The sequence below is a fragment of the Ornithinimicrobium tianjinense genome (assembly GCF_014636495.1).
GTDB classification, from domain to species: domain Bacteria; phylum Actinomycetota; class Actinomycetes; order Actinomycetales; family Dermatophilaceae; genus Ornithinicoccus; species Ornithinicoccus tianjinensis.
On the sequence record NZ_BMEM01000001.1, the window covers coordinates 237,076 to 258,774 of the forward strand.

The 21,699-nt window shown below is 73.5% G+C and carries 20 protein-coding genes; 16 read left to right on the forward strand and 4 right to left on the reverse strand.

The genetic code is table 11. The annotated features are described in order from the left end of the window. Positions 1–133: 133 nt before the first annotated feature. The 5 genes from IEV65_RS01135 (at position 134) to IEV65_RS01155 (ending at position 4,699) form a co-directional block, all read left to right on the forward strand. The gene (locus tag IEV65_RS01135) at positions 134–1,144 is read left to right on the forward strand and encodes an o-succinylbenzoate synthase (RefSeq protein WP_188429338.1); all 1,011 of its coding nucleotides are present in this window, start codon (positions 134–136) and stop codon (positions 1,142–1,144) included. 117 nt (positions 1,145–1,261) lie between these two features. Then, positions 1,262–2,533, forward strand: a complete 1,272-nt coding sequence (locus IEV65_RS01140; RefSeq protein ID WP_188427783.1) for an ammonium transporter — start codon at positions 1,262–1,264, stop codon at positions 2,531–2,533. Between the two features lie 145 nt (positions 2,534–2,678). Next, complete coding sequence (locus IEV65_RS01145; protein ID WP_188427784.1) at positions 2,679–3,479, forward strand: hypothetical protein; 801 nt, start codon at positions 2,679–2,681, stop codon at positions 3,477–3,479. 69 nt (positions 3,480–3,548) lie between these two features. Continuing rightward, positions 3,549–3,950: a cold-shock protein gene (locus IEV65_RS01150; protein WP_188427785.1), complete on the forward strand. Its 402-nt coding sequence runs from the start codon at positions 3,549–3,551 to the stop codon at positions 3,948–3,950. A 2-nt stretch (positions 3,951–3,952) separates the two neighbouring features. After that, a complete protein-coding gene (locus tag IEV65_RS01155) occupies positions 3,953–4,699 on the forward strand; it encodes a DUF3027 domain-containing protein (protein ID WP_229734766.1) in 747 nt (248 codons plus the stop codon). Positions 4,700–4,727: 28 nt separating this feature from the next. Here the strand turns inward: IEV65_RS01155 and IEV65_RS01160 are convergent, their stop codons facing one another. Beyond that, positions 4,728–4,973, reverse strand: a complete 246-nt coding sequence (locus tag IEV65_RS01160; RefSeq protein WP_188427786.1) for a DUF2530 domain-containing protein — start codon at positions 4,971–4,973, stop codon at positions 4,728–4,730. Positions 4,974–5,245: 272 nt separating this feature from the next. On the opposite strand from IEV65_RS01160, the gene IEV65_RS01165 reads away from it, so the two are divergent. From IEV65_RS01165 to IEV65_RS01195, 7 genes are all read left to right on the forward strand, one after another. After that, on the forward strand, positions 5,246–5,674 hold the full coding sequence (locus IEV65_RS01165) for a MarR family winged helix-turn-helix transcriptional regulator (protein ID WP_229734767.1): 429 nt from the start codon (positions 5,246–5,248) through the stop codon (positions 5,672–5,674). A 5-nt stretch (positions 5,675–5,679) separates the two neighbouring features. Next, positions 5,680–6,966, forward strand: a complete 1,287-nt coding sequence (locus IEV65_RS01170; RefSeq protein ID WP_188429343.1) for an MFS transporter — start codon at positions 5,680–5,682, stop codon at positions 6,964–6,966. A gap of 98 nt (positions 6,967–7,064) precedes the next feature. Then, the gene (locus tag IEV65_RS01175; protein WP_188427787.1) at positions 7,065–8,846 is read left to right on the forward strand and encodes a gamma-glutamyltransferase family protein; all 1,782 of its coding nucleotides are present in this window, start codon (positions 7,065–7,067) and stop codon (positions 8,844–8,846) included. A gap of 54 nt (positions 8,847–8,900) precedes the next feature. Further along, a complete protein-coding gene (locus tag IEV65_RS01180) occupies positions 8,901–9,287 on the forward strand; it encodes a hypothetical protein (RefSeq protein ID WP_188427788.1) in 387 nt (128 codons plus the stop codon). 19 nt (positions 9,288–9,306) lie between these two features. Beyond that, positions 9,307–9,990 carry a pyridoxamine 5'-phosphate oxidase gene (gene pdxH, locus IEV65_RS01185; RefSeq protein ID WP_308642543.1) on the forward strand — a complete coding sequence of 228 codons (684 nt, stop codon included), beginning with the start codon at positions 9,307–9,309 and terminating at the stop codon, positions 9,988–9,990. 53 nt (positions 9,991–10,043) lie between these two features. Then, the gene (locus IEV65_RS01190; RefSeq protein ID WP_188427789.1) at positions 10,044–10,721 is read left to right on the forward strand and encodes an iron-dependent transcriptional repressor DtxR; all 678 of its coding nucleotides are present in this window, start codon (positions 10,044–10,046) and stop codon (positions 10,719–10,721) included. Positions 10,722–11,160: 439 nt separating this feature from the next. Then, positions 11,161–11,967, forward strand: coding sequence for a C40 family peptidase (locus IEV65_RS01195; protein WP_188427790.1), 807 nt, complete (start codon positions 11,161–11,163; stop codon positions 11,965–11,967). 104 nt (positions 11,968–12,071) lie between these two features. Here IEV65_RS01195 and IEV65_RS01200 read toward each other — a convergent pair whose 3' ends face one another. Both IEV65_RS01200 and IEV65_RS01205 read right to left on the reverse strand, forming a co-directional pair. Beyond that, on the reverse strand, positions 12,072–13,160 hold the full coding sequence (locus IEV65_RS01200; protein ID WP_188427791.1) for a hemolysin family protein: 1,089 nt from the start codon (positions 13,158–13,160) through the stop codon (positions 12,072–12,074). Then, the gene (locus IEV65_RS01205) at positions 13,157–14,608 is read right to left on the reverse strand and encodes a hemolysin family protein (protein WP_188427792.1); all 1,452 of its coding nucleotides are present in this window, start codon (positions 14,606–14,608) and stop codon (positions 13,157–13,159) included. Before IEV65_RS01205 ends, IEV65_RS01200 begins: the two co-directional genes overlap by 4 nt. Positions 14,609–14,714: 106 nt before the next feature. Here IEV65_RS01205 and IEV65_RS01210 point away from each other — a divergent pair, with 106 nt between their 5' ends. From IEV65_RS01210 to IEV65_RS01225, 4 genes are all read left to right on the forward strand, one after another. Further along, the gene (locus IEV65_RS01210) at positions 14,715–15,125 is read left to right on the forward strand and encodes a fluoride efflux transporter FluC (protein ID WP_229734768.1); all 411 of its coding nucleotides are present in this window, start codon (positions 14,715–14,717) and stop codon (positions 15,123–15,125) included. Then, positions 15,125–15,484 (forward strand): fluoride efflux transporter FluC, encoded by a 360-nt coding sequence (locus IEV65_RS01215; RefSeq protein ID WP_229734769.1) that lies wholly within the window; start codon positions 15,125–15,127, stop codon positions 15,482–15,484. Before IEV65_RS01210 ends, IEV65_RS01215 begins: the two co-directional genes overlap by 1 nt. A 123-nt stretch (positions 15,485–15,607) precedes the next feature. Further along, positions 15,608–16,792, forward strand: a complete 1,185-nt coding sequence (locus tag IEV65_RS01220) for a metallophosphoesterase family protein (protein WP_229734770.1) — start codon at positions 15,608–15,610, stop codon at positions 16,790–16,792. Next, positions 16,789–19,500 carry an ATP-binding protein gene (locus IEV65_RS01225; protein ID WP_188427793.1) on the forward strand — a complete coding sequence of 904 codons (2,712 nt, stop codon included), beginning with the start codon at positions 16,789–16,791 and terminating at the stop codon, positions 19,498–19,500. The genes IEV65_RS01220 and IEV65_RS01225 overlap by 4 nt, the downstream gene beginning before the upstream one ends. Positions 19,501–19,550: 50 nt before the next feature. On the opposite strand, the gene IEV65_RS01230 is transcribed toward IEV65_RS01225, so the two are convergent. Continuing rightward, entirely contained in the window at positions 19,551–21,668 is a 2,118-nt protein-coding gene (locus tag IEV65_RS01230; protein ID WP_229734771.1) for a heavy metal translocating P-type ATPase, read from the reverse strand. Between the last annotated feature and the right edge of the window lie 31 nt (positions 21,669–21,699).

Genomic DNA, 21,699 nt, shown 5'->3' on the forward strand with positions numbered 1-21,699 from the left:
TGAAAAATGTGCCCTTGACCGGGCTCCTGATTCTTCCGGCGGCAGCAACCGACACTTCCCGGTGCGCATTCCCGGCGACGGCCCGCTCACGACGGCCCGGCTCGTCACCACCCGACCCGCCTACCCTGATCGGGTGCTGCCCGACCTCGCCGACCTCCTCGCCGCCGCCCACGTCGTGACCCTGCCGATGCGGGTGCGCTTCCGCGGGGTGACCGAGCGCGAGGCGGTGCTGCTGCGCGGGCCGCGCGGCTGGGCGGAGTGGGCGCCGTTCCCGGAGTATGACGATCACGACGCCTCGCGCTGGCTCGAGGCCGCCGTGGAGCTGGGCTGGGGCGAGGTCCCGCCACCGGTGCGCACCGAGGTCGGGGTCAACGCCACGGTGCCGGCGCTCGCGGCCGACCAGGTCGAGGGCGTGCTCGCCCGCTACGACCTCGCGGCGGACCCGGCCCGCCGCACGGCCAAGGTCAAGGTGGCCGAGAGGGGCCAGACTCTCGACGACGACGTGGCGCGCGTCACCGAGGTCCGCCGCGTCCTCGGCCAGGAGGCCCGCATCCGCGTCGACGCCAACGGCGCCTGGTCGGTCGACGACGCGCTCGCGGCGCTCGCCCGTCTCGCCCCGCTGCACCTCGAGTACGCCGAGCAGCCCTGCGCCACCGTCGAGGAGCTCGCGGAGCTGCGCGTGCGGCTCGCCCGCACAGGCGTCGACGTGCCGGTCGCCGCCGACGAGTCGATCCGCCGCGCCGAGGACCCGCTGCGCGTCGCCCGCGAGCACGCCGCCGACCTCGTCGTCGTCAAGGCGGCCCCCCTCGGCGGGGTCGCGCGGGCACTGGAGATCGTCGACGCCTGCGGCCTGCCGGCCGTGGTCTCCTCGGCGCTGGACACCTCCGTCGGCCTGGCCGCCGGCGTCCGGCTCGCCGCGGCGCTCCCGCGGCTGGACCACGACTGCGGCCTGGGCACGGCCGCGCTGCTGGCCGCGGACGTCGTGCCCGACCCCCTGCTCCCGCACGCGGGGACGCTCACGACGGACCGGGCCGACGCGGCCCGGGACGGGGTCGACCCCGCCAGCCTCGCGGCATACCGGAGCAGCGCGGAGCGCGAGACCTGGTGGCGGGACCGGCTCACCCGCGCCCACGCCCTTCTCTGAGAGGTTTTACGCGCTCGAAACGTGCGCAACGCAACGTTTACACGCAGGGGGCGGCCACCGAAACATCTCTCACCTTGACTGGGGCGATCACGCACCACCCCCGTGAAGGAGACAGAGATGGAACTCACCGCAGGCGATGTCTGGGTCATGGTGTCGGCGGCGCTCGTGCTGCTGATGACGCCCGGGCTGGCGTTCTTCTACGGCGGCATGGCCCGCGCCAAGGCCGCCCTCAACATGATCATGATGAGCTTCGTCAGCGTCGGGGTCGTCGGCGTCGTCTGGGTGCTGTGGGGCTACGGCATGACCTCGGCCCCCGGCATCCTCGGCGGCCTCGTCGGCAACCCGGTCGCGGACCTCGGGCTGGCCGCCCACGTCGGGACGGGCGAGCTGATCGGCATCGGGTATGCCGCCACGTTCGCGATCATCACCGTCGCCCTGATCTCGGGCGCGGTCGCGGACCGGACGCGGTTCGGGTCGTGGTCGCTCTTCGTGCCGGTGTGGGTCACGCTGGTCTACTGCCCGCTGGCGTTCATGGTCTGGGGCGGCGGGCTGCTGTCCGCGGACGGTCTGATCGGGCGGACGTTCGGCGAGGCGATCGACTTCGCCGGCGGCACCGTGGTGCACATCAACGCCGGCCTGGCCGCGCTCGTGCTGGTGATGATCATCGGCTCGCGCGCCGACTTCGGTCAGACCAAGGGCTACCACCGGCCGCACAACGTCCCGCTCGTGATGATCGGCACCGCGATGCTGTGGTTCGGCTGGTTCGGCTTCAACGGCGGCGCCGCGGGGACCGCCGAGGAGGCCGGGCTGATCTGGGTCAACACGATGGTCGCCCCGGCCGCGGCGATGCTCGCCTGGCTGCTGACCGAGCGGGTCCGCGACGGACGGCCCACCTCGATCGGCGCCGCCTCCGGCGTGGTGGCCGGGCTGGTCGCGATCACGCCCGCCTGCGCGTCCGTGTCACCGCTCGGGGCCGTGGTGATCGGCGCCCTCGCGGGGGTCGGTTCGGCGCTCGCGGTCGGCTGGAAGTACCGGTTCGGGTATGACGACGCTCTCGACGTCGTCGGCGTGCACCTGGTCTCCGGTGTGATCGGCACCCTCGCCATCGGCTTCCTCGCCCTGCCGGTGGACGGCGAGGGTGGCGGCCTCTTCTACGGCGGCGGAGCTGGGCAGCTGGTCGCGCAGGTCGCGGCGACCGTGTTCACGCTGGTCTTCACCGGCGTGATGACCGCGGTGATCGGCCTGGCGATCGCCCGGACGCTGGGCTTCCGGGTCAGCGCCGAGGACGAGGCGCGGGGCGTGGACCTGTCGGAGCACGCCGAGTCGGCCTACAGCTTCGGTGAGGAGTCGGCCTCCTACGAGCCGCTCGTCGAGGACGCCCGCGCCTGAGGAGGATGTGCGGGTGGGGGACGGTGGCGCACCGCAGGGGGGGCGTGGCGTCCCGCGGAGACCGTCACGCGAGAGTCGGGAGGGGTCCTGACTTCCGCGTGACGGTCTTTGCGGGACGTCGGCAGGAGCGTGGTGGACTGGTCGCATGATGATCCGGCCGGCCGAGCTCGCGGCGATCAAGAAGGGTGAGATCGACCTGGCGTTCCGGCGCTGGGACCGGCCGCGGGTCAAGGTCGGCACGAGGATGCGGACGGCGGTCGGGGTCGTCGAGGTGACCGACGTCCAGCAGGTCACGCTCTCCTCGCTGCGCGCCGAGGACGCGCGGCGCGCGGGCGCCTCCTCCCTCTCGGCGCTCAAGGAGGGGCTCAGCGCGAAGGCCGACCGGCCGGTCTTCCGCGTCCAGCTCAGGTATGCCGGGGCCGACCCTCGCGAGGCGCTCCGCGAGAAGGTGCCGGACGAGGCGGAGATCGGCGAGATCCTCGCCTGGCTCGACCGGCTGGACGCGGCGTCGAAGCACGGCCCGTGGACGCGGGCGACGCTGGCGATCATCGACCGCTCGCCCGAGGTCCGGGCTCCCGAGCTGGCGGCGGAGCTGGGCCGGGAGACCCTGGAGTGGAAGGCCGACGTCCGCAAGCTCAAGGAGAAGGGGCTGACCGAGTCCCTGGCGATCGGCTACCGGCTCTCCCCGCGCGGCGAGGCGGTCCTCGACCACGGCGGCCCGCGGCGCGAGCGGGCGCCCCGGCCCACGGGCACCCCGCTGCCGCGCACGATCGGCGCCCCGGCCACCCGGGCGCTGCGCGCCCAGGGCGTCACGACCCTCGAGCAGGTCGGGCAGTGGTCCCTCGAGGACCTGCGCGCCCTGCACGGCGTCGGACCCGTCGCGATCCAGCGCCTCGAGGAGGCGCTCGCCGAGCGCGGGCACGGCATACCTCACCGAACGCGTTAGGCAGGCTGGCACGGGGGCGATATCCTCGGGTGACCCATTTTCCACCCCCACTACTTCGTGAGGTGCCCCGTGCCTAGCGGCAAGGTCAGGTTCTACGACGAGGAGAAGGGCTTCGGCTTCCTCTCCAGCGACGAGGGACAGGATGTCTACGTCCCTCGCTCCGCCCTGCCCCAGGGCGTCTCCGCCCTCCAGCGCGGTGCCCGGGTCGAGTTCGACATCGTCGCCGGCAAGCGCGGCGACCAGGCGCTGCACGTGCGACTGCTCGAGCCGGCCCCCTCGGTCGCGCGCGGTCTGACGCTGCGCGACCGCAAGCCGGCCGAGGACATGGTCGTCGTCGTCGAGGACCTCATCACGCTGCTCGACCAGGCCTCCAACAGCCTGCGCAGGGGCCACTACCCGGACCGCACGCACGGTTCCGCCATGGCCAAGGCCCTGCGTGCCGTCGCCGACCAGTTCGAGGCAGGCAGCTGACCGTGGCCTCCGTCAAGCCCGACGCCGTGCTCACCTCCGCCGTGGAGATGGCGCGGGCCGCCGCCGAGGAGATCGCCGAGCCGGGGACGGTCGGCGAGCACCAGGGCGCGGTGATGGAGGGCGACCGCGTCGCGACGCACTCGTTCGCGTGCACGGCCGCCGCCTACCCGGGCTGGCACTGGGCGGTGACGCTCTCGCGCGTCCCGCGGGCACGCAAGGCGACCGTGAGCGAGGTGCACCTGCTGCCCGGCACCGGGGCGCTCCTCTCCCCGGCATGGGTCCCGTATGCCGAGCGCCTCGCCCCGGGCGACATCGGCGCCGGCGACCGCACGCCCTACCTCGAGGACGACCCGCGGCTCGAGGCCGGGTGGGAGGCCACGGGCGAGGAGGACGTCGACCAGGTCGCCCTCTGGGAGCTCGGGCTCGGGCGTGAGCGCGTGCTGTCCGCCGAGGGTCGCGACGCGGCCGCCACCCGCTGGGTCTCCGGCGACCACGGCCCCGACAGCGAGACGGCGCGGAAGGCCCCCAAGCCGTGCTCCACCTGCGGCTACTTCGTGCCGATGGCAGGGGCGCTCCGGTCGGTCTTCGGGGTGTGCGCCAACGAGTGGTCGCCCGCCGACGGCACGGTCGTCGCCCTGGGTTTCGGCTGCGGTGCGCACAGCGAGGTCGACGAGGAGAAGCGTTCACCGGAGCGGATCGACCCGCCCGTCCTCGACGACTCCCGCGAGATCGAGTTCGTCGAGCGCTGAGGCGCAGTGTGCCGGGCGCGGGGGCGACTCAGGCCATAGCGGCGTTGCCGCGGCCACGGCGTAGGTAGACGTAGCCGGCGGCGCCGAGCACAAGTCCCGCGACGGGGACCCACACCCACCAAGACCGCTCGCCCGTGCGCAGCGTGGGCACGACGAGGATGACCAGCAGGGCGACGGCCCAGGCGACCAGGCCCACCTTGGCGAGCGTGACCGTGCGCAGAGGCACCTCCGGGGGAACGATGCCGGTCGCTGTCGGGGTCGTGCGCTCGTCCACGCAGCCCACGCTAGCGCCCACCGCTGCTGGGAGCGTGCGCAAGCCACTCCGGTGAGCGGGTCGTGCACGGCATGCGCACCCAGAGCGTGCGCAAGCCACTCCCGTGAGTGGGTCGTGCACGGCATGCGCATTCAGAGCGTGCCCAAGCCACTCCCGTGAGTGGGTCGTGCACGGCATACCCACCCAGAGCGTGCCCAAGCCACTCCCGTGAGCGGGTCGTGCACGAGGACCAGCAGGTCGTTAGATCAAGTAATGAGTTAGACTAACGAACTGTGCCGCCCGATCTCACCCCTGCCCCCGCCCTCGCCCACGACCTGCGGATCGCGTGCATGAGGGTGGCGCGGATGGTGCGTTTCGACGGCGACAACCTCATCGCACCGCACCTCTTCTCGGTCCTGGCGCGACTCGCGGACGGGCCTCGCACGGTCGGCGAGCTGGCCGCGGCCGAGCTGATCACGGCTCCGAGCATGAGCCGCTCCTGCACCCAGCTGTGCGAGCTGGGGCTGGTCGAGCGGCACTCGGACGAGCACGACGGCCGCCTCGTCCGCCTGTCGCTCACCGACGCAGGCCGTGAGCTCGTGGCCGAGGAGCGGGCCCGGCGTGACGCGTGGATGGGCGAGCGCCTCGAGGGGCTCACCCAGGAGGAGCGTGACGTCCTCGAGCGCGCCACCGTCATCCTCGGGGCGGTGATCGCCCGGTGAGCGCGATGTTCAGCGCCCTGGGCGTGCGCAACTACCGGATCTACGCGACCGGCGCCCTCATCTCCAACACCGGCACCTGGATGGGCCGCGTCGCCCAGGACTGGGTGGTCCTCACCGAGCTCACCGACAGCTCGGCGACCGCCCTCGGCGTCGTCACCGGCCTGCAGTTCCTGCCGATCGTGCTCCTCACACCGGTCGCCGGTGCGCTGAGCGACGCCTTCCCCAAGCGCAAGGTGATGATCGCCAGCCAGTCCCTCATGGCGTTCTTCGCGCTGGTGATGGGGCTGTGGGTGATGCACGGCTCGATGGAGCTGTGGCACATGTACGTCCTGGCCTTCCTCTCCGGCTGCGCCGCCGCCATCGACGCCCCGGCCCGGCAGGCCTTCGTCTCCGAGATGGTGCCGCAGGACAAGCTCACCAACGCGGTCGGCCTCAACAGCGCGTCCTTCCACTCCGGCCGGCTCATCGGGCCGGCCACCGCGGGGCTGCTCATCGCCTGGCTCGGCACCGGCCCCACGCTCGTGGTCAACGCGGCGACCTTCCTGGGCACGATCCTGGCGCTGCTGCTCATGGACGTCCGCCGCCTCGCGCCACCCCCGGACCGCACCGGTCTGGGGCGCGCGCGGGTCCGTGACGGGGTGGCCTACGTCGCCCGCCGTCCGGACATCATCCTCATCATGATCGTGGCCTTCATGCACGGCACCTTCGGCATGAACTTCCAGATCACCAACGCCCTCATGGCCACCGAGATCTACGGCAAGGGCGTGGAGGAGTATGGCGTGACCGGCTCGGTGATGGCCGTGGGCTCCCTCGCCGGGGCCCTGCTCGCCGCGCGTCGGGAGCGGCCGCGCTGGCGCCTGCTGCTGGGCTCGCTCGCGGCCTTCGCGGTCTTCACCTTCTTCCTCGCGATGGCGCCGAGCTCCACGGCCTACCTCATCCTGCTCGTGCCCACCGGCCTGACCGCGCTGACCGTGATGGTGAGCGCCAACGCCATGGTGCAGCTGTCGGTCGACGCGGAGGTGCGGGGCCGGGTGATGGCGCTCTACATGGCGGTCTTCTTCGGCGGGACGCCGCTCGGCTCGCCGATCATCGGCTGGATCGGCGAGGTGCTCGGGGCGCGCTGGACCATCCTCGTGGCGACCATCGCGTGCGGTCTGACGGCGGTCGCTGCGATCATCTACGTGATGCAGCACGACAACCTGCGTCTGCGCCTGCGCGCCAGCTGGGTCCGCCCGCTCGTGCTCGAGCGGGGCGACGTCGTGCTCGAGCCCCTCCCGGAGAAGGTGACCTGAGCTGTGAACGCCCATACCCGACGGATCGTCGTCCTCCTCGCCCTGGCGGCCCTCATCCTGGTCCCGATGCTGGGGGCCATCGGCGGCGCGCTCCGCTGATGACGTTCACCACCAGGCCCACGCTGACCGGCACGTTCGGGATGGTGTCGAGCACCCACTGGCTGGCCTCGCAGGCCGCGATGCGGATGCTGGAGCTGGACGGCAACGCCGCCGACGCGGCGGTGGCCGCCGGGCTCGTGCTGCAGGTCGTCGAGCCGCACCTCAACGGCCCCGGCGGCGACCTGCCGCTCATCGTCGCCTCGGCGGACGACCCGACGCCGCGCGTCCTCTGCGGCCAGGGGCCGGCGCCCGCCGGGGCCGCGCCCGAGCACTTCGCCGCCGTCGGGCTCGACCGCGTGCCGGGCTCCGGTCCCCTCGCGACCGCCGTGCCGGGTGCGTTCGACGCGTGGATGGTGCTGCTGCGCGACCGGGGCACGATGACCGCCCGTGAGGTGGCCGGCCCGGCGCTCCACTACGCCCGCCACGGCCACCCCTTCCTGGCCCGGGCCAGCGCCACGGTCGCCGCGGTGGCCGAGCTCTTCACGCAGGACTGGACGACCTCGGCCGACCAGTGGCTCGTCGACGGCCGGCCCCCGGCGCCCGGCTCGCTCGTCACCAACACCGCCTGGGCGGACACCCTGGACCGGCTGCTCGGCGAGGAGGACGCCGCGTCCGGCACCCGCGAGCAGGGCATCGACGCGCTCCGCCGCGCCTGGTCCCACGGCTTCGTGGCCCAGGCCCTGGAGGACTTCCAGCGGCGGGACTTCCGGCACAGCGGCGGACAGGTGCTCCCCGGCGTGCTGACCGCCCAGGACCTCGCCGAGTTCGAGGCGACCTGGGAGGACGCCGTCACCCTCGACTGGCGCGGCCACACGATCGCCAAGACCGGACCGTGGGGTCAGGGCCCGGCCCTGCTGCAGGTGCACCAGACGCTCGACGTCCTCGCCCCGGACGGCCCGGACCTCGACACCGCCGACGGCGTCCACACGCTCGTCGAGACCTGGAAGCTGGCCATGGCCGACCGCGAGGCGTGGTACGGCGACAGCGCCGAGGTGCCCCTCGACGAGCTCCTCGACCCGGGGTATGCCGCGCAACGCGCCTCGCTCGTCGGGCCGACCGCCAGCCGGGAGGTGCGGCCCGGCGCGCCGGGCGGACGCACGCCCCGGCTCGCGGCCCAGGCGCTGCGCGTCCACGGCGCCGCCGACCGCGACGCGACCGTCGGTGAGCCGACCGTGCAGCGGGACGGCCGGACGCGCGGCGACACCTGCCACGTCGACGTCGTCGACCGCTGGGGGATGCTCGTCTCGGCGACCCCGAGCGGCGGGTGGCTGCAGTCCTCGCCGTTCGTGCCCGAGGTGGGCTTCGCCCTGGGCAGCAGGCTGCAGATGGCCTGGCTGGAGCAGGGCCTGCCCGCCTCGCTCGTCCCGGGCCGCCGGCCACGGACCACCCTGACGCCCACGCTCGTCCTGCGTGACGGCATACCGGTCCTGGCGTGCGGGAGCCCCGGGGGCGACCAGCAGGACCAGTGGCAGAGCGTCTTCCTGCTCCGCCACCTCGTCGGTGGCGCCGGGCTGCAGGAAGCCATCGACGCCCCGTCCTTCCACACGACGAGCTTCCCCGGCAGCTTCCACCCGCGCGCGACCGAGCCGGGCGTCCTGGTCGCGGAGTCGCGGCTCGGCGAGGAGATCCTCGACAGCCTGCGCGAGCGCGGGCACGAGGTCGTCGTCGAGGGGCCCTGGTCCCTGGGCCGGCTCTGCGCCGTAGCGCGCGACCCCGGGACCGGCGTGCTGTCCGCCGCCGCGAACCCGCGGGGAATGCAGGGGTATGCCGTCGGGCGTTGACCCTCTGCATCACCTAGCGTGGTGCTCGAGCACATCCCCCGAGCAGGAGAACCCGTGGCAGCCACGAACCTCGCCAAGCTGGCGCTGAAGTACGGCCCGATCGTCTACACCCTCGCCCAGAAGTACGGCCCCCAGGTGGCCGAGCAGCTGCTGAAGCAGCGGGAGCCTGCGCAGCGCCTCGTCGCCGCGCGGCGCGAGCGGGGCACCGCGCGCAAGCAGGCCCTCGCCCACGCCGACTCCGTCGTCGAGGGCACCGTCCAGCAGGTGTTCCACGGCGGGCAGGCCTACTGGGTCGTGTTCTCCCGCAACGAGCCTGTGGGCACGCACCCGCACACCAACATCCCGTTCGACGCCCTGCTGCTCAACGCCGACCCGGCGCGCCGCGCGCGGCCGGAGGAGCTGCGCCGGACGGTCCACCTGCCCAGGCGTCCTGGGCGCTGACGGTCGAGGGAGGTATGCCGTGCAGCTGAGGCACGTCCGCACCGAGTACGACGCTGAGGGGCTCGATGAGTCGGTGTGCCCCGAGGCCCCGCTCGAGATCCTCCGCGCGTGGGTCGAGGCCGCGATCCAGCGGCAGGCCGACCACGGCGACGTGCCTGAGCCCACCGCGATGGCGGTGGCCACCGTCGACGCTGCCGGAGCTCCCGACGTGCGCACGGTGCTCATGCGTGGGCTCGACGCGCGCGGCGTGTGCTTCTACACCAACACCGCGTCCGCGAAGGGGGAGCAGCTGGCCGCGAACCCGGCCGTCGCGGCGACCCTGACGTGGGCCGGCCTGCACCGCGCCGTGCGGCTGCGGGGCAGGGCCGAGCTGCTCTCCGAGGCCGAGGTCCACGACTACTTCGTCACCCGGCCGTGGGGCTCGCGGGTCGGCGCGCACGCCTCGGCCCAGTCGCGACCGGTGCCGGACCGCGCGAGCCTGGAAGCGGCATACCGGGAGAGCGCGGAGCGCTTCCCCGACACGGGCAGCCCTGAGGACGTGCCGGTGCCGCAGACCTGGGGCGGCTACCGCATCGTGCCGGAGCGCGTCGAGCTGTGGGCCGGGCGGCGCAGCCGGCTGCACGACCGGATCGTGTGGGAGCGCGTGGGCCCGGGCGGGCTCGACGACCCCACGGCCTGGAGACGCTCGCGGCTCGCGCCCTGACCCCTGGACGCTCGGGCGGGTCGGTGTCGGTGCCGCCTCCTAGAATGACGCGTGTGAGCGAGCTGATCGACACCACCGAGATGTACCTCAAGACCATCCTCGAGCTCGAGGAGGACGGGGTCGTCCCGATGCGTGCGCGGATCGCCGAGCGGCTCGCCCAGTCCGGCCCCACCGTGTCGCAGACCGTGGCCCGGATGGAGCGCGACGGGCTGCTGGAGCTCGCCGAGGACCGTCAGCTGCTGCTCACCGAGCGGGGGCGGCTGGCAGCCGTGCGTGTCATGCGCAAGCACCGGCTGGCCGAGCGGCTGCTGACCGACGTCATCGGGCTCGACCCTGCCCTCGTCCACGACGAGGCGTGCCGCTGGGAGCACGTCATGAGCGAGCAGGTCGAGGCCAAGATCCTGGTGCTGGTCTCGGACCCGACGACCTCTCCCTACGGCAACCCGGTCCCCGGGCTCGAGGAGCTGGGCCACACGGCCGCCCCGGCCGCCCAGGGCCGTCCCAGCCACGAGCTCGCCGCTGCGGGCGGACGCGTCGAGGCGACGGTGTCCCGGATCGGTGAGCCCGTCCAGGTCGACCCCGAGGTGCTCGGCCTGCTGCTCGACTCCGGGATCCGGCCGGGCGCCCGGGTCGTGGTGTGGGCCGAGGACGAGCGCACGATCGTCGAGTCGCTGGACGGCGAGGCCGTCTCGCTGCCGACCGACGTGGCGGCGCACATCTTCTGCCTCTGACGACGCTGGTGCCGACAGTCTCCTGGGTCGGCGATCGAGTCTCGGGCGGATGTTTCCCAGCGGTAATGTGACATCTGTCACGTAGACGCGGAGCCGGGAATATGCCTGCGCGCGGCCCTTCCCCAAAGTCGCAGGTGGGCGGGCTGGGTCGCGGTCCGTCTCCACCTTTGGTCGTCCACAGGTCTCCGACCCCGGTATGACGCGGGGGGCCTCAGGTGTGTACGGTGGCGACTGCTCCTCTCCCCTGGAGGAGACCCCAAGCGCGTGCCGCCGAGTCCTGTCTGCGCGCATGGGACCTGCCCGAACGACCCGCAGACAGGAGCGGGGGACCCACTCCCGGAGCCGTGAGGTTCCTCGGGGCTAACGGTCCGGCGCCCACCGGATCGGGGTTTCTCCACCCAGCCCGACAGCTGACCCCGCAGGCACTGGAGGATCCCACGTGACCCATCGCCATGTCGCCCGGCACCGCAAGCCGGGACGCATCAGCACGGCCAGTACCACCCTGTCCCGCACCGCTGCCGTCGCTGCGACGTCGACCGGTCTCATCGCCGGCGCCGCCGCGTCCGCCACGGCAGCGCCCGCCCCCAGCGACCAGGCTCCCGGCCTGGCAGGCGGTTCGCAGGCCCTCCTCGATGTCGTCGACAAGGTCGTCGCCGCCGAGCGTCCTGCGGTCGCCGCGAAGGCTCCCGCCGAGGTTGACGCCGCTGTCGCCTTCGGCACCGCGGGCTTCACCGGCTCCGAGGTCGTCCAGCAGCAGGCCCAGACCGCGCTGGCCGACCGTGAGTCCGACGCCGCGAGCCGCACCTCGCAGGAGCGCACCGCAGCCCCGGCCCCGGCCGCGACCCCCGCCGCCCCCGCTCCGGCCGCGACCCCCGCCGCCCCCGCTCCGGCCCCGGCTCCGGCGCCCGTCGGCGGGAGCGTCCTGGACGTCGCCGCCGCCTACACCGGCATCTACTACGTCTGGGGCGGCACCACCCCCGCAGGCTTCGACTGCTCCGGCTACACCCAGTGGGTCTTCCGGGAGGCGCTCGGGATCGAGCTGCCGCGCACCGCCGCGCAGCAGCAGGCCTACGCCACCCCGGTGAGCAACCCGCAGCCCGGTGACCTGGTGTTCTACGGCTACCCGGCCTACCACATCGGCATCTACGCCGGGAACGGCATGATGTACGACTCGGGCAAGCCCGGCATCCCGAGCCAGCTGCGCCCGATGTTCGACGGCGTCTCCGGCTTCGGCCGCGTGGGCTGACCGAGAGCAGACGCACCAGCAACGACGACCACGCCCCGGCGGTCCTGGACCAGGACCGACCGGGGCGGAGTCGTCTGCGCGCCCCTCAGGGCGCGACCGACGGGTCAGGCGGGGGAGTCCTCGGTCTCGACGGTGGCTTCGTCCGACTCGTCGTCGAACTCGCCGAGGATCTGCTCGAGGATGTCCTCCATCGAGGTCATGCCGACGACCCGGCCGTTGTCGTCCCGCACGAGGGCCAGCTGCGCCCGCTGCTGGCGCAGGCTGGAGACGGCGTCGATCAGCGGGATCGTGGCCGGCAGCGAGGCCACGGGCTGGATGAAGTCGCCGACGCCACGGCGCAGGCCCGCCTCGCCGTCCGCGCTCGCCAGGATGGCGTCACGGACGTGGACGATGCCGCGGATGCGGCGGTGGCCCTCGCGACCGACCGGCTCGACCACGAAGAGCCGCGACCGTCCGCTCTCGCGGCTGATCCGCTCCACGTCGGCGGCCGTGGCCGTCCGGGGGATCGTCACCGCGGCCGTGGTCGGGAACATCACCGAGGCGACCGTCTCTTCCTCCAGGCGGAGCGCGCCCGTGAGGATCTGGTGGTCGGCGTCCTCCAGCACCCCGTGTTCGTGGGACTGGGCCAGGAGGAGCTGCAGCTCGGCGGGGGTCTGCGCGGTCCCGAGGGCGTCCACGGGGTCCACGCGCACGAGGCGCAGCAGCAGGTTGGCCAGCGCGTTCATGAGCCACAGGACGGGACGGACGATCCAGGCGAAGGCTCGGAACGGCAGGGCCAGCAGCATCGCCGAGCTCTCGGGGTGGGAGATGGCCCACGACTTCGGGGCCATCTCGCCCACCACCATGTGCAGGAAGACGACGATCGACACGGCGATGACCACGGCGATCGCGTGCACCATGACGTCCGGGACGCGGAGCGCATGGATGAGCGGCTCGAGCAGCGTGGCGACGGCCGGCTTGGCGAGGGCACCCAGCGCCAGGGTGCACAGCGTGATGCCGAGCTGGGCGCCCGCGAGCATCAGCGAGAGCTCCTTGGACGCGTCTACCGCGGCGCGCGCGGCCCGGCTGCCCTCCTCGGCGCGCTCCTCGAGCCGGTGGCGCTTGGCCGAGATCACCGCGAACTCGGCACCGACGAAGAAGCCGTTGGCCACCAGGAGCAGCAGGCTCACGAGCAGGGCGGTGGGCGTGCTCACCGGCTCACCTCCGTGGTCCGGTCCTCGGCGTCCGAGGGGATCACCATCGTCTCGTCCGTGGACAGGCGGACGCGCTCGTCCTCGGTGAGCTGGGCCCACTCGTCGGCGGTGCGGGTCACGACGGGGTGCAGCGCCACCGTGTCGGGGACGTAGCGCTGGACTGTCACGACGTCGATCCGCGTCTGGTGGACGTACTCGTCACCCTCCCCGTCGCGGCTGGTCCAGCGGACCAGCACGCTGTCGCCCTCCTCGGCGGTCCGGCCGAGCCGGTCCAGCACCAGCCCGGAGAGCGTGTCGTAGTTCTCGTGCTCGGGCAGCTCGACACCGGTCACCTGGGCCGTCTCGTCGATGCGCAGGCGGGCCGACAGGTCCCAGATGCCGTCGCCGCGGACCTGGCTGGTCGACTCGTCGTCGTCGTCCTCGTCCCAGATCTCGCCGACGACCTCCTCGGCGACGTCCTCGAAGGTGACGATGCCGGCGAAGCCGCCGTACTCGTCGACGACGACCGCCAGCTGCGTGTGCCGCGAGCGCAGCGCCTCCAGCACCTTCGGCAGCGGCAGCGACTCCGGCACGATCAGCGCGTCGTCCGCCAGGTCGCGCACCAGGGTGCTCGTCCGGTCGGCGGGGTCCACCTGCAGAAGGTCGTGCAGCCCGATGACGCCGACGACGTCGTCGATGTCGCGCCCCACGACGGGGAACCGGGAGTGTCCGGTCTGGAGGGCGACGAGCACGGTCGCCGCCGTCTCGTCGGCCTGGATGGTCTCCACCGACGTGCGCGGGGTCATGACCTCCTCGGCGACGCGGTCGCGGAAGGCCAGGCCGCGCTCGAGGAGGGTCGACAGGTCCTCGTCGAGGGTGCCCCCGCTGTGCGACTCGGCGATGATCCGGGTCAGGTCCTCGGTGGTCGCGCCCTGCGGCAGCTCCTCGACCGGCTCGATCCCCACCGAGCGCAGCAACGCGTTGGAGGCGGCGTCGAAGAGGCGGATGACCGGACCGAAGACGGTGAGGTAGACCAGCGTGCTGGCCGAGAGAGCGCGCGCCAGCGGCACCGGCCGGGCGATCGCGAGGTTCTTCGGGCCGAGCTCGCCGAGCACCATCTGCAGGACCGTCGAGAACACCAGGGTGCCGATCGAGAACAGCGAGATCATCGCGGCCCGCGCGAGCCAGCCGATGTCGGCATACTCCTCGGTCAGACCGCGGACCAGCAGCTCCTCGCCGAGGTAACCGACCAGCAGCGCGGTCACGGTGATGCCGAGCTGGGCGCCCGAGAGGGTGAAGGACAGGCGCGAGGTGATCCGCAGCGCCCTCTGGGCGGCCCGGTCACCCTCGTCGGCGAGCGCGCGGAGCCGACCGCGGTCGACGCTCACGTACGCGAACTCCTGGGCCACGAAGTAGCCGGTCAGGAGCGTCAGGACGAGGATGACGACGAGGCCCGTCGCGATCAGCACGAGGTGCCCCCTGCACCTCCGGTGAGCCGGGCACTGCCCGGCCCAGGACTGTCAGACACGTCGGAAGTCATGGGGTCCAGTGTACGGGCGGGATACGCTCCCGCCCGTGTCCTCGTCCACAGGTGCCCACCACCACTGGCACCCCAGCCACCCGCGCACGCTCCTGGCGGTGGCCGCGGGCGGTGCCGTCGGGGCCGTGCTGAGGTGGGCGCTCGAGGTGGCGCTGCCCACCACGGGTCTGCCCTGGGTCACGCTCCTCGTCAACGTTGTGGGCTGCGCGGCGCTCGCCGTGCTGGTGGTCCACGACGACCGGCACCGTCACCCGCGCTGGCTGCGCCCCGGGGTCGGGACCGGGCTGTTGGGCGGGTTCACCACGTTCTCCACGTATGCAGTGCAGGTCGCCGCGCTCTCCGGTCCGCAGCCGCGGGTCGCGCTCGTCTACCTCGTGGTGACGCCCGTCCTGTGCGTCGCGGCCGCCGGCGTCGCCGGTGCTCTGGCTCTGCGGGCAGGTCGTTGATGGGTATGCCGTGGGCCTGGGCCGCGCTCGTGGTCGCCGTCGGCGGGGCGCTGGGCGCGGTGGCCCGGCACCTGCTGTCGATGCCGCCGGCGGGGCCGTTCCGCGGGGTCCTCGTGGCGAACGTGGTGGGCGCGGGGGCGCTCGGAGCGTTGGTCGCGACGGCCGATCGCGTGCCGCCTGCCGTGGTCCTGCTCCTGGGCACCGGGCTGTGCGGGGCGCTCACGACGTGGAGCACGCTCGCGGTGCAGACCTGGGAGCTGGGGCGGCGCGACGTGGGACGGGCCGCGGCATACCTGGCCCTCACCCTGGCGCTGGGGCTCGCGACCGCAGCGACGACCTACGCCGTGCTCGCCCGCTGACGCGCGGGCCTGTGACCGACACGGCAGGCGTCCTCCCGGGGTCTGTCGGCGGTCTCTCCTACGGTGGTCGCAGCAGTCAGGACACGCCGACGGACGAGAGGAGGGGCCGCGATGGTGAGGTTCGTGCACACCGCCGACTGGCAGATCGGGATGACGCGCCGGTTCCTGTCGCCGGAGGCCCAGGCCCGGTTCGCGGCCGCCCGCATCGACGTCGTGCGACGCCTCGGGCGGCTCGCGAGCGACGAGGGGTGCGACTTCGTGCTCGTGTGCGGAGACGTCTTCGAGCACGACCAGCTGACGCCGCAGACGCTGCGCCGGACCCTCGAGGCGCTGCGCGCCGTGGAGGTGCCGGTCTACCTGCTGCCCGGCAATCACGACCACCTGGGCCCCATGTCGGTGTGGTCGACGTCGTTGATGAGCGAGGAGCTGCCCGACCACGTGCACGTCCTCGACCGTCCCGGCGTGCACGAGGTCCGTCCCGGGGTGGAGATCGTGGCGGTGCCCTGGCAGGGCAAGCACCCGCAGGAGGACCTCGTCGGGCCCGTGCTGGACGACCTGTCCGACCCGGCGGAGGGGACGGTCCGGGTCCTGGCGGCCCACGGGATCGTCGACCTTCTCGACCAGGAGCGGCGCCACCGGGCGGCCATCCCGACGGACGTCCTGCGCAGCTCGCTCGACTCCGGCCTCGTGCACTACGTGGGGCTCGGTGACCGGCACTCGCGCACGGAGGTGGCGGACGGTATCTGGTACTCCGGGGCTCCCGAGCCGACCGCCTGGCGCGAGGTGAGCCCCGGGGACGCGCTCGTCGTCGAGGTCGAGCCACCCGCCTCCGGGAGGGGTCGTGGGACGGTCAGGGTCACCCCTCACCACGTGGCGGCCTGGTCGTTCGTCACCGTCGAGCGCCGGGTCGACGGCGACGCCGACATCGACGCCCTCGACGCCGAGCTCGCGGCCCTGCCGGACAAGGACCGCGTGCTGGTGCACCTGGGCCTGCGCGGCACGCTCGGCCTGGCCCAGCACGCCAGGCTGGAGGAGCTGCTGGCGCGCCACGAGGACGTGCTCGGTGCACTGCACCGCCCGCCCCAGCACTCGGACCTGGTCCTGGCCGGCGACGACGACATCGCCGAGCTGGGGCTCGGGGGCTTCCTCGCCAGCGCGGTCGAGGACATGCGGTCGATGGCCGGCACCGGCGACCAGCCGGACCCCGAGGACGAGGCGGCCTTCGCGGCTGGACGTCCTGACGACGGCAGCAGCGCCCGCGACGCCCTGCAGTTGCTCTACCGGTTGGCGCGGGGAGGTGCCCGATGAGGCTGCACCGGCTCACGCTGCGCGACGTCAAGGGCGTGCGCGAGCGCACCGTCGACCTGCCCGACGAGGGGGTCGTGGTCCTGGAGGGTCCCAACGAGGTCGGCAAGACCACGATGCTCGAGGCCTTCGACGCGCTGCTCCGCTACAAGGCGAGCTCGCGGGCAGCGGAGGTGCGGGCCCTCCAGCCCGTCGACCGTGACGAGGCCCCGTTCGTGGAGGCGGAGTTCACCGTCGGCTCGACCCGGCTGCGCTTCGCCAAGCGCTGGCTGCGGCAGCCCTCCACGACCCTGCACGTCCTCTCCGGCCGTCCCGAGCAGCTCACCGGCGACCAGGCTCAGCAACGGGTCGACGCCCTGCTGCAGCAGCACCTCGACCGCACGCTGTTCGACGCGCTGCGCTACACGCAGGCCGGCGACGGCACGGTCGCGCCGCTCGTCGCCAGCACGGTCCTCACGGAGGCGCTCGACGCCGCGGCCGGCGCGAGCCAGCACGCCGACGGTGCCGACGCGATCCTCGACGCCGTCGAGAAGGAGTACCGCCTCTACTTCACGCCCACCGGTCGGCCCACCGGCGACTACCGCGCGGCGATGACCCGTCACACCCAGGCACAGCAGGACGTCGTCGAGGCCCACCGGCGCGTGGAGGAGGCCCGGGAGCTCCTGGATCGTCACCAGGCCGCCCGACGGCGGGTCGCCGAGGTCGAGCCCCGGCTGGCCGCCGCTCAGGCCGCGCTGGAGCAGGCCGAGGACGCTGACGCCAGGGTGGAGCTGGTCGTCAGCGCCCATCGGGAGGCCGTCGAACGGTCTGCGCAGGCTCAGGAGCTGCACCGCGCTGCTGAGCGCGGGGTCGAGCAGCGTCGGGCACTGGCCCAGGAGCAGCAGGACCTGGCCGCGTCGCTTGCGCGCGCCCGGGCCGCGCAGCAGCAGGACGCGCGCGCCGCGGAGGTCCGCGGCACGGCGTCGGTCGCGGCCGAGGAGGAGCTCGCCAGGGCGGCGACCGCCGTCGAGGAGTCCACCGTTGCGCTCGACGAGGCAAGGGCGCACGCCGACCACCTGGCGGACGTGCGCGAGCTGGCCTCGGTCGAGGAGCTCTTCGCGCACACGACGGCGCTCGTCGGGGATCTGGACCGGGCTCGCGAGGCGCTCCCGGCCCGGCCCGTCACCCGCGAGACGGCGCGCGGCCTGCGCCGTCTGCAGGACCGCTACGACGCCCTCGTCGCTCAGCACTCAGCCGCCACGCCGGTCGTCGAGGTCGAGTCGCTCGGCGCCTCGATCGAGGTCACCGTGGGGCAGCGCGAGCGCGGCACCGCCGTGGGCGCCGGTGAGCGCGGGCGGGTCAGCGTCTCCCACGACACCACCGTGGAGATCCCCGGACAGGCGCGCCTCCGGATCTTCCTGCACGAGGAGGCCCTGGGTCGTGCGAGCGAGATCCACGGACTCCAGGAGCAGCTCGCCGCCGCCCTCTCCGACCTGGGCGCGGCCGACGTCGACGGGGTGGACGCGCTCGCCGACGCCACCGAGGCAGCGGAGAGCGCGGTGCGCGAGCGGCAGGGTGAGCTCGGTGCCCTGCTCCGGCCGTTCGGTGCCGCGGTCGCCGCTGAAGCCGCTCGGGGCGCCGTCCCGGGCGCGATCGACGAGCGGGTCGAGCTGGCTCGCCGACGGGTGCGCGAGCACCGGCAGGGGCTCGGCGACCGGCCCGGCCAGGCAGAGCAGGGGGAGGCGCTGCCCAGCGACGAGCCGGCGGCGCGTGCGGCCGTCGACCGTGCCACGGCAGCGCTGCGGGCGGCGCGTGAGCGGCACCGGGCGGCAGGGTCGGTGGCGGCCACCACGCGGCAGGAGGTGGCGGCACTGACCCGGCGGCTCGACCACGCACAGGGGAGGATCGACGCCGACTCCGCCAGGTGGGAGGCGCTCGGTCAGCACCTGGCCTCCGTGCGCGCCGAGCGCCCGGACGACCAGCTCGTCGCCGACGCCCAGGCCTGGGCTGAGCGGGCCCGGGCAGCTGCGGTGCAGGTGAGCCAGGCCGAGGCCGCCCTCGTGGCGGCGGACGTGGCCGCGGTTCGAGCGGCTCTGAGCCGGGCCCGCGACGAGGTGCAGTCGGCCGCCGCCGAGCGCGACGACGCCCGTGCGGCGCTGCATACCCTGGCGGGGCAGGTCGAGATGGTCGCGGGTGAGGGCCGGCAGGAGCTCTACGACCTGGCCGTCGCCGACCTGGGCGATGCGGAGCGCGAGCTGCGCGCCGTGGACCGCCGTGCGCGTGCTGCGAGGCACCTGCGGGAGTCGCTGACCCAGCACCGGGACGCCGCGCACCGGCTCTACGTCCGTCCTTACACGCAGGCGATCGAGCAGCTCGGCCAGCGGGTCTACGGCCCCAGCTTCCGGGTCACCGTGGCGGAGGACCTCAGCCTCGCTGCCCGCACCGTCGACGGTGTCACGGTGCCCTACGCGCAGCTGTCGGGTGGGGCCAAGGAGCAGCTGGGGATCCTGGCGAGGCTCGCGGTGGCGCGGCTGGTCGACCCTGAGCACGGCGTGCCCGTCGTCATCGACGACGCGCTGGGCTACTCCGACCCGGTGCGGCTCCGGCAGATGAGCCAGGTCCTGGGTGCCGCGGACGGCGACGCCGCGGGCGTGCAGGTCATCCTGCTGACCTGCACGCCCGAGCGTTACGCCTCGATCCCGCACGTACGGACCGTGCGGCTCACGGCCTGACCCGGTGTCCGGGGCCGTCGGGAGGGGCCGGTGCAGGGGCCGCCGCCCGGTCAGCTCGACAGGATCTCCCGCGCGCTGACCTCGGGGCGCAGGTCCAGACGTCGCAGCAGCTGGGCGTTGAGCGCGACCACCACGGTCGAGACCGACATCAGCATCGCGCCCACGCTCATCGGCAGGACGAACCCCACCGGGGCCAGGATGCCTGCAGCGAGCGGCACGGCGGCCAGGTTGTAGCCGGCGGCCCACCACAGGTTCTGCTTCATCTTGCGGTAGCTGGCCCGCGACAGCTCCATGACCGACAGCACCGAACGGGGGTCGGAGCTGGCGAGGATGACGCCCGCGGAGGCGATCGCCACGTCCGTCCCGGCACCGATCGCGATGCCGACGTCGGCCTGGGCCAATGCGGGAGCGTCGTTGACGCCGTCGCCGACGAACGCCACCGACAGACCCTCGCGCTGCAGCTGGGCGACCTTGGCGGACTTGTCCTCGGGACGGACCCCCGCGAAGACGCGGTCGATGCCCAGCTCACGCGCCACCGCCTCGGCCACGGGCTGCGCGTCGCCGGTGATCATGACGACCTGGACCCCGAGCGTGTGCAGGGCCTCGACCGCCTCGCGCGACTCCGGGCGGATCTCGTCGGCGACCCGCAGGGCCCCGACCACCTCGCCGTCGACCACCACGTGGAGGACCGTGGCACCCTCCGCGTGCCAGGCCTGCGCCACCGGCAGCTCCTCAGCCTCGTGCTCGGCGAGCAGGTAGGGGCCACCCACCCGGACCGTGCGGCCCTCCACCGTGGCCGTGACACCCACGGCGGGGGAGGAGGTGAATCCGCTGGAGTCCAGGATGCTCAGCCCGCTGCTCTGTGCCGCGGCCACGATGGCCCGCGCGAGCGGGTGCTCGCTGTCGCTCTCGGCCGCGGCGGCCAGCGCGAGGATCTCCTCCACCGTGCGCCCGTCCACCGGCTCGGTGGCCGTGACGGCCGGCTCGCCCTTGGTCAGCGTGCCCGTCTTGTCGAAGAGGACCGCCTCGACGGTGCGCATCCGCTCCAGGGCCAGCCGGTCCTTGACGAGCACGCCCCCACGGGCCGCGCGCTCGGTCGCGATCGAGACGACGAGCGGGATGGCGAGCCCGAGGGCGTGGGGGCAGGCGATGACGAGGACCGTGATCGCCCGCACCACCGCGCTGTCCGGCAGACCTACCAGGCTCCAGACCACCGCGGTGACGCCTGCGGCGACCAGGGCGAACCAGAACAGCCAGCCGGCGGCGCGGTCGGCGAGCCGCTGGGCGCGCGACGACGAGCTCTGGGCGTCAGCCACCAGCCGCTGGATGCCGGCGAGGGTGGTCTCGTCGCCGGTGGCCGTGACCTCCACACGCAGGCCCGAGTCAGTGGCGACGGTGCCCGCGACGACCGGGTCGCCGACCTGGCGCCGCACGGTCACCGACTCTCCGGTCACCATGGACTCGTCCATGCTCGCGCTGCCCTGCACGACGCGTCCGTCCGCCGGGACCGACCCGCCCGGGCGCACCAGCACGACATCGCCCATCTGCAGGTCGGCCGGAGCGACGCGGACGACCTGATCGCCCTCGACGCGCTCGGCCTCGTCGGGCAGCAACGCCGCCAGGGAGTCCAGGGCCGACGTGGTCTGCGCGAGCGAGCGCATCTCGATCCAGTGCCCGAGAAGCATGATGACGACCAGCAGGGTGAGCTCCCACCAGAAGTCCAGCTCGTGGTGCAGCACGCCGAGGCTGGCGCCGACCGACGCGACGAAGGCGACCGTGATGGCCAGGCCGATCAGCAGCATCATGCCCGGCTTGCGGGAGCGGATCTCGGAGATCGCGCCCGTCAGGAACGGCCGGCCTCCCCAGAGGTAGACGACAGACCCCAGCACCGGCGAGATCCACGTCGTCCAGCCGTCGTGCGGGAGCTCGTAGCCGACCAGGTCCGCGAACATCGGGCTGAAGGTGACCACCGGCACCGCGAGGGCGAGCATGATCCAGAACAGCCGACGGAACTGACCTACGTGGTCGCCATGACCACCGTGACCCGCGTGCGCGTCGTGACTTGAGTGCGCGTCGTGACCGGCGTGCGCGTCGTGACCGGCGTGCGCGTCGTGACCGGCGTGCGCGTCACTGGGGTCCTTCTCCGCAGCGTCCTGGACGGTTGGCATGGGGGGCACGTGCCCCGCTCCGTGGTGCTGG

Excerpts from the sequence above, each read along its gene's own strand:
- IEV65_RS01175 (WP_188427787.1), top strand. The coding sequence starts at position 7,065 with ATGACGTTCACCACCAGGCCCACGCTGACCGGCACGTTCGGGATGGTG.
- IEV65_RS01230 (WP_229734771.1), bottom strand. The coding sequence starts at position 21,668 with ATGCCAACCGTCCAGGACGCTGCGGAGAAGGACCCCAGTGACGCGCAC.
- IEV65_RS01215 (WP_229734769.1), top strand. The coding sequence starts at position 15,125 with ATGGGTATGCCGTGGGCCTGGGCCGCGCTCGTGGTCGCCGTCGGCGGG.
- IEV65_RS01145 (WP_188427784.1), top strand. The coding sequence starts at position 2,679 with ATGATGATCCGGCCGGCCGAGCTCGCGGCGATCAAGAAGGGTGAGATC.
- IEV65_RS01140 (WP_188427783.1), top strand. The coding sequence starts at position 1,262 with ATGGAACTCACCGCAGGCGATGTCTGGGTCATGGTGTCGGCGGCGCTC.
- IEV65_RS01225 (WP_188427793.1), top strand. The coding sequence starts at position 16,789 with ATGAGGCTGCACCGGCTCACGCTGCGCGACGTCAAGGGCGTGCGCGAG.
- IEV65_RS01170 (WP_188429343.1), top strand. The coding sequence starts at position 5,680 with ATGTTCAGCGCCCTGGGCGTGCGCAACTACCGGATCTACGCGACCGGC.